This is a genomic window from Candidatus Methylomirabilota bacterium (assembly GCA_036005065.1).
Lineage (GTDB): Bacteria > Methylomirabilota > Methylomirabilia > Rokubacteriales > DASRDR01 > DASYQW01.
In genome coordinates this window covers 1-8,964 of sequence record DASYQW010000289.1, presented here as the reverse complement: position 1 = coordinate 8,964, position 8,964 = coordinate 1, and the positions used below count along the sequence as shown (strand labels likewise).

Below are 8,964 nucleotides of genomic sequence, written 5' to 3'. Positions count from 1 at the left end.
GACGCCCGAGCCCGTCCGGAACCGGCGGCCGTCCTGCTCGAGGACGACCTGAACCGAACTCGGAAGGATCCGCTGGAGGATCTCACCTCGTCCGGGTGTCCACAGCCGGTCCGTCGCGCACCCGGATGCGAGCCCGAGCAGGAGCGCGCACGCAGCCAGGCCCCCTCGCCGGCGCCCTCCCGTCGCCGCCATACCGGGGATGGTAGCTCATGAGGACCCGGCGCGCGAGCAAAATCCGGGGGTATCGGGGGTCTTCCGAGAACCCCCGAAATGACCTAGGGGCTCTTCCGAAGGGGCGCGGATCCCAGCCGCCGGCGGGCCTCGGCGAAGACGGCCTCGAACATCGCCCAGGTGAGCTTGCCGGTCTGCGTGTTCTGGCGGCTGGGGTGATAGGAGGCCAGGAGCGTCACGCCCCAGGGCAGGAAGGCCACCGCCCCGTGGGCGAAGTGCGGGCGCGGGCGGGCCTCCGGCCAGCCGAGGACCCGGGCGCTCCGCAGATAGGCGTCGAAGCCGACCCGGCCGAGGGCGATCACCACCCGCACGCGCCGGAGGAGCCCGAGCTCGGCCCGGAGGTACTCCGAGCAGTTGGCCACCTCGCGGGGCAGCGGACGGTTCTCGGGGGGCGCGCAGTGGATCGTGGCCGTGATGTACGCGTCGAGGAGCCGGAAGCCATCGCCTCGGTGGCGGGAGCTGGGCCGCGTGGCGAAGCCGTGAGTGTGGAGGGCCCGGGCGAGCCACTCCCCGCTTCCTCCCGGGACGTCACCCGTGAACATGCGCCCCGTGCGGTTCCCGCCGTGGGCCGCCGGCGCCAGGCCGACCAGGAGCAGCCGGGCTCCCACCGATCCGAGACTCGGGACCGGTCGCGCCCAGTAGCGCTGGCCTCTGAAGCGGCGGGGTGGATCGGCCGCCACCGCCTGCCGGTGCGCGACCAGCCGTGGGCAGCGCCGGCAGGCCACGATGCGGCGCTGGACGGACGCCAGGGCCAGGGCCGGCGAGGGAACCCGGTCAGCCCGCGGTGGTGGCGCCAAGGTACGCCTGGACGACGGCGGGCGTGGCGGCGACCGCGTCGGGTGAGCCTTCGGCGATCTTCTCCCCGTGGTGCAGGACGACGACGCGGTCCGACAGGGCCATGATGGCCTTCATGATGTGCTCGATCATGATGATCGTGGTGCCGGCCTGCCGGATCGCGCGGATCAGCTCCATCAGCGCTCGCGCCTCGGCCGCCCGGATGCCGGAAAGGACCTCGTCGAGGAGCAGCAGGTCAGGCTGGGTGGCGAGGGCCCGGGCGATCTCGAGACGCTTGCGATCGGCCAGCGGGAGCGCCCGGGCCGGCTCCTCGGCCCGCGCCTCGAGGCCGACCAGCCCGAGCAGCCGCCGCACCTCCTCGGCGGGCGGCCCGGCCAAGCGCCGGCGTCCGCTGAAGTGGAGGCCGACGAGCACGTTCTGGGCGATGGTGAGGCTGGGCAGGATCCGGACGAGCTGGAAGGTGCGGGCGATACCCAGCCGGGAGATCCGGAACGGAGGGAGCCGCGTGATCGGAGCGCCGTGGAAGCGGACGGCGCCGCCAGTGGGCCGGAGGAGGCCGGTGACGACGTTGAAGAGCGTCGTCTTCCCGGCCCCGTTGGGGCCGATCAGCCCGACGATCTCGCCGGCGTCGACGCGCAGGCTGACGCCGGCGAGCGCGGCGAGACCGCCGAACCGCACGGTCAGCTCCTCGATCTCGAGTAGCGGGGGCATGCGGGCGTTCGAGCCGGAGGTCATCCCGGCGAGGCGGCAGCGAGTATAGCAGGACTCGGAGGGGGGCTGCGCCCCCCGGAGAATGCCCTCCCGGCAAAGCCGGGCCGTTCGCCTTTCGGCGAACGGATCGGGCCTGCCTCCCCCCAGGTCGGAGGCTACGTCGACCTCGTGGGCCGAGCGGGGGGCGATCCTTGACAGCGCGTTCGGCTCTTCGTACCGTGACGCCATGGTGCCCGCGCTGATCGTCCACGGCGGCGCCGGCGCCGATCCCGGCGACCGCGAGGAATACCGCTCCGCGCTCCGGGCGGCGCTCATCGCCGGCTGGAGCCGGCTCCGGGCCGGCGCGTCGGCCCTCGACGCCGTCGAGGCCGGCGTGGCGGCCATGGAGGCGCACCCCCGGCTCAACGCCGGCTATGGCTCGGCCCTGACCGAGGCCGGCACCGTCGAGTGCGACGCGTCCATCATGGGAGGCGATCGCCTCGCGGCGGGCGCGGTCGGCGCCGTCGCGGGCGTGCCGAGCCCGATCGCCCTCGCGCGCCGCGTGCTGGAGGACGGCCGCCACGTGCTCCTCGTCGGCGAGGGGGCGGCGGCGTTCGCGCGGGAGCGCGGCGTGTCCCTCTGCGACCCGGCGGCCCTGGTGACCGAGCGGCAGCGGGCGCGGCTCGCCGAGCGGCTCCAGGGCCGGCCGGCGGCGGGCACGCCGGGCGGCACGGTCGGGGCCGTCGCCATCGACGCCCGGGGGCGCATCGCGGCCGGCACCTCGACGGGGGGCTACCCGGGCAAGCGCGTCGGGCGGGTCGGAGACTCGGCCCTGATCGGCTGTGGCACCTACGCCGACGACCGTCTGGGCGGTGTCTCCACGACCGGACATGGCGAGGCGTTCATCCGGACGGTGCTCGCCAAGACCGCGGTCGAGATCCTGAAGGAGCTGGACGATCCCGAGATGGCCGCGCAAGTCGCCATGGACATCCTCCGCGACGACGGCCGGGGGGAGGGGGGGCTGATCCTCATGGACTGGCGTGGGCGGCTCGGCTTCGCGCACTCGACGCCGTTCATGCCCGTCGGCTGGTGCGTGGTGGGGACAGCCGATCCCGTCCTGTCCTTCTGAGGGGCGCCGTCTCTCAGCTCTCGGGGACGGCCAGGCAGTCCTCGGCCCGCCATCGTACCCGGACATCCGTACCCACCGCATGGACGGGCGCGCCACCGGCGGGCTCGTCCACGCTCCAGAGCCCGCCGTGGGGCAGCCGCACGCGGTACCGGCGCAGGGCACCGCGGAAGATGCACTCCTCGATCCTGACCGGGAAGACGTTCGGCTCGCCAGGGACCGCACCGGGCTCACCGGCGTCGAGCCGGACCCGCTCGGGCCGAACGACCACCGTCACGGCGTCGCCCGGCTGCCAGGCCCCCGCCCCGGTCGCCACGACCTCGAGCCCGCCGGCGTCCACTCGCCACCTGCCCGGGCCGAGCGTCGTCGCGATCGCGCCCGACTCCAGGTTCGACTCCCCCAGGAAGTGAGCCACGAAGCGACTCGCCGGCTGCTCGTAGAGGGCGGCCGGGGTGCCGATCTGCACGATGCGACCCTGGTTCATCACCACGATCTCGTCGGCCATGGTCAGCGCCTCGTCCTGGTCGTGGGTGACGAAGAGGGTGGTGATCCCGAGCGCCCGCTGGAGGGCGCGGATCTCGGCCCGCATCTCCAGGCGGAGCTTGAGGTCCAGGCTCGAGAGAGGCTCGTCGAGCAGGAGGAGCGCCGGCTCGATCACGACCGCCCGGGCCAGGGCCACCCGCTGCTGCTGGCCCCCGCTGAGCGCCCGGGGGTAGCGGCCTTCCAGGCCGCGGAGCTGGACCAGGTCGAGCGCCCGCTTCACGCGCTGGCGGAGCGCGTCGGCGGAGACCCGACGCATGCGCAGGCCGAAGGCCACGTTCTGGAACACGGTCATGTGCGGGAAGAGCGCCAGGTGCTGGAAGACCATCCCGAGGCCGCGGCGCTCGGGCGGAGTGCCCTCGACGGACTCCCCGCGAATCAGGACGCGCCCGCCGTCCGGCGGGATGAACCCGGAGATGATCCGGAGGGCCGTGGTCTTCCCGCAGCCGGAGGGACCGAGCAGGAAGACCAGCGCGCCCTCGGCGACGGCCAGCGAGATCTCGTGGAGCGCCGTGACCGCCCCGTAGCGCTTCCGGACGCCGACGAGCTCGAGGGCGGGCGTCATCGTTCGGCGCCCCCCACATACCGGCTGAACCCCACGAGCTTCTCGGCCACCACCACGAGCACCACGATCACCACGATCTGGAGCGTCGACACCGAGGCGATGATGGGGCGGGCGCTCGACTCCACGTAGTTGTAGATCTGGATCGGCAGCGGGACCAGTCGCGGCGTGGTCAGGAAGATGGAGACGACGACGTTGTCGAACGACAGGATGAAGGCGAACAGGGCGCCGGCGATCAGCCCCGGCTTGATGAGCGGCAGGGTGATCAATCGCGTCGCCGTGACGGGGCCGGCCCCCAGCCCGCGCGCCGCCTCCTCCAGCGTCGTGTCGAACCCGACCAGGACCGCCCCCACCGACCGGACGACGTAGGGGACGGTGACGATCAGGTGGCCCACGAAGAGGCGGAAGAAGGACGGCTCGGTACGGAAGAGGCTGAAGAACTGGAGGAGCGCGATCCCGGTGATCAGCCCCGGCAGCACCAGGGGTGCCATCACCAGGGCGCTCAGAAGCGCGCGGCCCCGGAAGCGATGGCGGGCGAGGGCGAACGCCCCCATGGTCCCCACCACCGTGGCGGCGCCCGCGCTGGTGGCGGCCAGGACCAGGCTGAGCCCGAAGGATGCCAGGAAGTCGGGATACTCGCCGAGGCTTGTGTACCACCGGAGGGAGAGCCGGCCGGGCGGGAACTGGAGGAAGGGGGCGTCCCCGAAGGACACGACGATCACGACCAGGATCGGCGCCACCAGAAAGGCGTAGATCAGCGCGTTCACCGCACCCAGGACGAATCGGCCACGATCTGTCACGCGAAGTGTCCCGAACCGCGGGCCAGGCCGAGCAGCCGCTGGTAGAGCAGGAAGAGCCCGGTGGCCACGACCAGGAGGATCGTGGCCACCGCCGCGCCGAAACCCCACTCCAGCGTGACGGTCATGGTCTGGTAGATCAGCGTGGACAGGACGATGAGCGAGGGACCGCCCATCAGGGCCGGCGTCACGAAGGCGGCGACGGTGAGGGAGAAGACGAGCATCGAGCCGGCGGCGAGGCCGGGCAGCGTCAGCGGCAGCGTGATCCGGAGGAAGGTCCTCCAGGCGCCGGCGCCCAGCCCGCGGGCCGCTTCCTCGAGCGCCGGGTCCACGGCCTCGATGACTGAGACCAGCGAGAGGATCGCCACCGGCAGCGCGAAGTGCACCAGGCCGAGGGTCACCCCCGTGTAGGTGAACATGAACTTCACCGGCTCGTCGACCAGCCGGAGGGCCAGGAGCGTCTGGTTCACCACGCCGTTGCCGGCCAGCAGCACGATCCAGCCGTAGGTCCGGATGACGACGCTCACCAGCAGCGGGGCGACCACGCACAGCCGAAGGAGCGTCCTCCAGCGGTGGCGGGCCCGGGCGAGGCCGTACGCCACGGGGTAGCCGAGCACGACGGCGAGCACCGTGACGAAGACGCCGAGCACCAGCGTGGCCCGGAGCGTTCCGAGGTAGAAGGGGTCGGCCAGGAAGCGGACGTAGTTCTGAAGAGTCAGCCCCCCCGGGGCCGGCTGGCCGATCACGACCAGCCGCAGGCTCTGGGAGAGGAGCAGCAGGAGCGGCGCCAGAAAGAAGCCGCCGAGCAGCACCGTGAGCGGCGCCGCCAGCCAGGCGGCCGGCGGCCCGGGCTTCCGCACGCGGACCCCCTACTTCTGGTACTTCAGGGCGTCGTAGATCTCCTTGTTCCAGCGCTCGACCCAGGCGCCGCGGGCCTTGGCCAGATGGTCCTCGTCGGGGAAGCGGAGTCGGCCGATCGCCTCGGCGCCCACGGCGACACGGCCCGCGTACTCGGCGGGCAGCGTGACCTCGCGGTTGGTCGGCGTGTAGTAGATCTTCCGGGCCCAGGCCTCCTGCTGGGGCGCGGCGAGGTAGAAGTTGACGAACTCGTAGGCCAGGGTCTTGTTGCGCGCGCTCTTCGGCACCCCGAAGGTGTTGGTGATCGCCAGGGTGCCTTCTTTCGGAATGACGGCGCCGAGCGGGAGGCCCTGGTCGATCATCAACTGGGCGCGCCCGTTCCAGTAGGGCGTGAGCCAGACGTCCTCGCGCTGGAGATACGGGACGTACTGGGGCGAGAGGGTCAGCCAGGCCCCGACGTTCGGCACCAGCTCCCGGATCCTGGCAAAGCCGGGATCGATGCGCTTCTCATCGCCCCCGCCGATGTAGGCCGCGATGAGCAGGAGAAAGAGTCCCTTCCCCTCGGACACGTGGGAGACCGCGACCTTCCCCCGGTACCTGGGGTCCCACATGACCGTCCACGAGTCGGGGGCCGGCCTGACGCGCTCCCGGTTGTAGAGCAGGATGAGCGGGTCCACGGACGTGACCGGCCCCCAGCCCTGGCCCTCCTTCTGCGCGAAGTCGTACAGCTTCGTCAGGTTCGGGATCTTCTCGGGCCCGATGGTCTCCATGAGCCCCTCGCGCCCCGCCGCCAGCAGGTCGTATCCGGTAAGCACGGTGACGTCGAAGGTGTAGGTGTCCCGCGTCGCCCGCAGCTTGGCCAGCTTCTGGGCCGAGCTGCCGGTGGCGTCATAGACGACCCTGGCGTTGAAGCGCTTCTCGAAGGGCTCGACGACGAGCTTCTTCATCAGCTCGCCATAGTCTCCCCCGTAGCCCGAGAAGACGATCTCCCGCGACTGGGCGCCGCCCGGCCGGGCGCCGGCCACGGCCAGCGCCAGGATGGCCGCCATCACCCCGATACCCGTCAGGATCCGCAGGGTCCGCATGCCTCCTCCTCGGCTCGGATCAGCGTCCGGAAAGGCGCGATCCCGCCACGGCCCGGGTCAGAACCCGCCGCCCGACAGGGCGAAGTAGAGGAGGCCGGCGAAGATCAGCACCGCCACCACGTAGAGCAGGATGATGCCCAGCTTTTCCTCGAGCGGTCGCTCATCCTCCCCGCCGAGTCCCACCTCGGGCAGGGCTTGGGCCAGCCGGTGGAGCTCGGCGTCGTCGAGCCGGGCCAGGCGCGCGTAGGCCGCCTCCGGCGTGAGGCCGAGGGCGCCGAGACGGGCCATCGCCACCCGCGTCTCGAAGACGCGCACCAGGCGGGCGAGGTCGGCCTCCCGCGTGGTGCCGCCGGAGAGCCCCGGCGGGAGCGGCGCCGCCGTGGCCTCGGGCGCCGGCGGCAGGGCCCCGATGACCAGCGCGAGGAGAGCCGCCACCAGGCCGCGAGAGGTCCGCTGGGCCATGGCCAGCAGTATAGCCCAGGACGGCTGATCGCCTGCCTGTCGGACCGAGCGCGGGCTTCGCCCGCGCAACCTTCTCCTGGGGAGGTCTGGGAGGGGGCCGTCGCGGCCCCCTCCCATTCATTGACAGCCCCCACCCGATTCGTTACGGTGGCCCCCATGATCCGGATCGGCAGATCGTTCGTGCGACGGTACCGGGCCGCGACCCGAGCACCGGTAGGACGCAGGCGCACCGAGGCGCGCCGCAGGACGTCGCGGGGCTGGGGCCCCGCCGTCCGAGGCGCGCGAATCCGAAGAACCCGCCGAGACGTATGCCGCATACGTTGAGGCGTGCCGAGCGCCGAGGACGACCCGGTGCGACGGGTATCGGCCCGGGCCGCACGGTGGCCGCGTGCTGACACTCGCGGACATCGACACCGCCCGCGCCCGGATCCGGGATGCGATCTACTATTCGCCCTGCCCGGCGTCGCAGACGCTCGGCGAGCTGACCGGGACGCGCTGCCACGTCAAGCTCGAGAATCTCCAGATGACCGGCTCCTTCAAGGAGCGCGGCGCGCTGACCAAGCTCCTGGCGCTCGGGCCCGACGAGCGTGCCCGCGGGGTCATCACCGCGAGCGCCGGCAACCACGGGCTTGCCGTCGCCTTCCACGCCCAGCGCCTCGGCATCGCGGCCACCATCGTGATGCCCGAGTGGGCGCCGCTCATCAAGGTGACCCGGTGTCGCCACCACGGGGCGACGGTCGTCCTCTCCGGCCAGGACTACGACGAGGCGTACGCCGAGGCCCGGCGGCGCGAGGCCGCCACCGGTGCGGTGTTCGTCCATCCGTTCGACGATCCCGCCGTCATCGCCGGCCAGGGAACGCTCGGCCTCGAGCTCGTCGAGCAGGTGCCGGACCTCGACGCCGTGGTGCTCCCCGTCGGCGGGGGCGGGTTGATCGCCGGGGTCGGGCTGGCCGTCAAGGCCCGCGCCCCCCACGTCGAGGTCATCGGGGTGCAGGCGGCGGCGCTGCCGGCCATGCGGCGGGCGCTCGAGGCCGGCGGCCCCACCGACCTGGCCTCGGCCCCGACGATCGCCGACGGCATCGCGGTGCGCCGCGTGGGCGCCCTCGGCTACGAGCTGGCGCGACGGTATGTCGACGAGGTGGTCGTGGTGGACGAGGCGGAGATCGCCAACGCCATCCTCCTCCTCCTCGAGATCGAGAAGACGGTCGTCGAGGGGGCGGCGGCCACCACGCTGGCGGCGGTCCTCAACAAGAAGGTCGCGCTCGCCGGCAAGCGCGTCGTCCTCGTCCTCTCGGGCGGCAACATCGACGTCAACATCCTCGCCCGCGTGATCGAGAAGGGCCTCGTGAAGGATGGCCGGCTGGTGCGGCTGGCGGTGCTCCTCGCCGACCGACCCGGCGCCCTCGCGCGGCTCTGCGCCGTGGTCGCGGGCCAGCGCGCCAACATCCTCGAGATCGGCCACAACCGGGCTTTCACCGCCGCGCGCATCGGGGAGTCCGAAGTCGTCCTGACCCTCGAGACCTGGGGCCCTGAGCAGATCGAGGCCGTCGTCGGGGCGCTCCGGGCCGCCAATTACCAGGTCGACGAGGTGACCGCCAACCGGCGGAAGTCGGTCTAGCCAGGGATCTCGATCTCGAGATTCGACGGGGCATCTCGGCCTTCGCCCAGCTCGACGCCGCCTCCGTCGCCGGAGGACTCGGGCGGCTGGCCGCCGATCTCCAGTCGGGCCGGTGGGACGCGCGCTTCGGCCGCCTGCGCCGACTCGACGAGATCGACCTGGGCTACCGCCTCGTGGTCGGCGGCGAGCCGGCTTAGCGG

General features: G+C 72.5%; 11 protein-coding genes. 2 read left to right on the top strand and 9 right to left on the bottom strand.

Going from position 1 to position 8,964, the window contains the following annotated elements; all coding sequences use genetic code 11:
• The 3 genes from VGW35_19800 to VGW35_19790 all read right to left on the bottom strand — a co-directional run.
• The coding region (locus VGW35_19800; GenBank protein ID HEV8309914.1) for a hypothetical protein at positions 1 to 192 on the bottom strand (192 nt) is incomplete at its 3' end.
• A gap of 83 nt (positions 193 to 275) precedes the next feature.
• Positions 276 to 1,028, bottom strand: a complete 753-nt coding sequence (locus VGW35_19795; GenBank protein ID HEV8309913.1) for a uracil-DNA glycosylase — start codon at positions 1,026 to 1,028, stop codon at positions 276 to 278.
• Positions 1,006 to 1,737 (bottom strand): ABC transporter ATP-binding protein, encoded by a 732-nt coding sequence (locus VGW35_19790; protein HEV8309912.1) that lies wholly within the window; start codon positions 1,735 to 1,737, stop codon positions 1,006 to 1,008. Before VGW35_19790 ends, VGW35_19795 begins: the two co-directional genes overlap by 23 nt.
• A gap of 226 nt (positions 1,738 to 1,963) precedes the next feature.
• Here VGW35_19790 and VGW35_19785 point away from each other — a divergent pair, with 226 nt between their 5' ends.
• Positions 1,964 to 2,845, top strand: coding sequence for an isoaspartyl peptidase/L-asparaginase family protein (locus VGW35_19785; GenBank protein HEV8309911.1), 882 nt, complete (start codon positions 1,964 to 1,966; stop codon positions 2,843 to 2,845).
• Between the two features lie 13 nt (positions 2,846 to 2,858).
• On the opposite strand, the gene VGW35_19780 is transcribed toward VGW35_19785, so the two are convergent.
• The 5 genes from VGW35_19780 to VGW35_19760 are packed head-to-tail and all read right to left on the bottom strand — an operon-like array spanning position 2,859 to position 7,146.
• A complete protein-coding gene (locus VGW35_19780) occupies positions 2,859 to 3,947 on the bottom strand; it encodes an ABC transporter ATP-binding protein (GenBank protein HEV8309910.1) in 1,089 nt (362 codons plus the stop codon).
• A complete protein-coding gene (locus tag VGW35_19775; protein ID HEV8309909.1) occupies positions 3,944 to 4,744 on the bottom strand; it encodes an ABC transporter permease in 801 nt (266 codons plus the stop codon). Before VGW35_19775 ends, VGW35_19780 begins: the two co-directional genes overlap by 4 nt.
• On the bottom strand, positions 4,741 to 5,601 hold the full coding sequence (locus VGW35_19770; protein HEV8309908.1) for an ABC transporter permease: 861 nt from the start codon (positions 5,599 to 5,601) through the stop codon (positions 4,741 to 4,743). The genes VGW35_19775 and VGW35_19770 overlap by 4 nt, the downstream gene beginning before the upstream one ends.
• 9 nt (positions 5,602 to 5,610) lie before the next feature.
• Positions 5,611 to 6,684, bottom strand: a complete 1,074-nt coding sequence (locus tag VGW35_19765; protein ID HEV8309907.1) for a polyamine ABC transporter substrate-binding protein — start codon at positions 6,682 to 6,684, stop codon at positions 5,611 to 5,613.
• Between the two features lie 57 nt (positions 6,685 to 6,741).
• Positions 6,742 to 7,146, bottom strand: coding sequence for a PA2779 family protein (locus tag VGW35_19760; GenBank protein HEV8309906.1), 405 nt, complete (start codon positions 7,144 to 7,146; stop codon positions 6,742 to 6,744).
• Positions 7,147 to 7,534: 388 nt separating this feature from the next.
• On the opposite strand from VGW35_19760, the gene ilvA reads away from it, so the two are divergent.
• Positions 7,535 to 8,764: a threonine ammonia-lyase gene (gene ilvA / locus VGW35_19755; protein HEV8309905.1), complete on the top strand. Its 1,230-nt coding sequence runs from the start codon at positions 7,535 to 7,537 to the stop codon at positions 8,762 to 8,764.
• On the opposite strand, the gene VGW35_19750 is transcribed toward ilvA, so the two are convergent.
• Positions 8,761 to 8,964, bottom strand: a 204-nt coding sequence (locus tag VGW35_19750) for a hypothetical protein (protein ID HEV8309904.1), incomplete at its 5' end; no start/stop codon positions are given. The genes ilvA and VGW35_19750 overlap by 4 nt on opposite strands.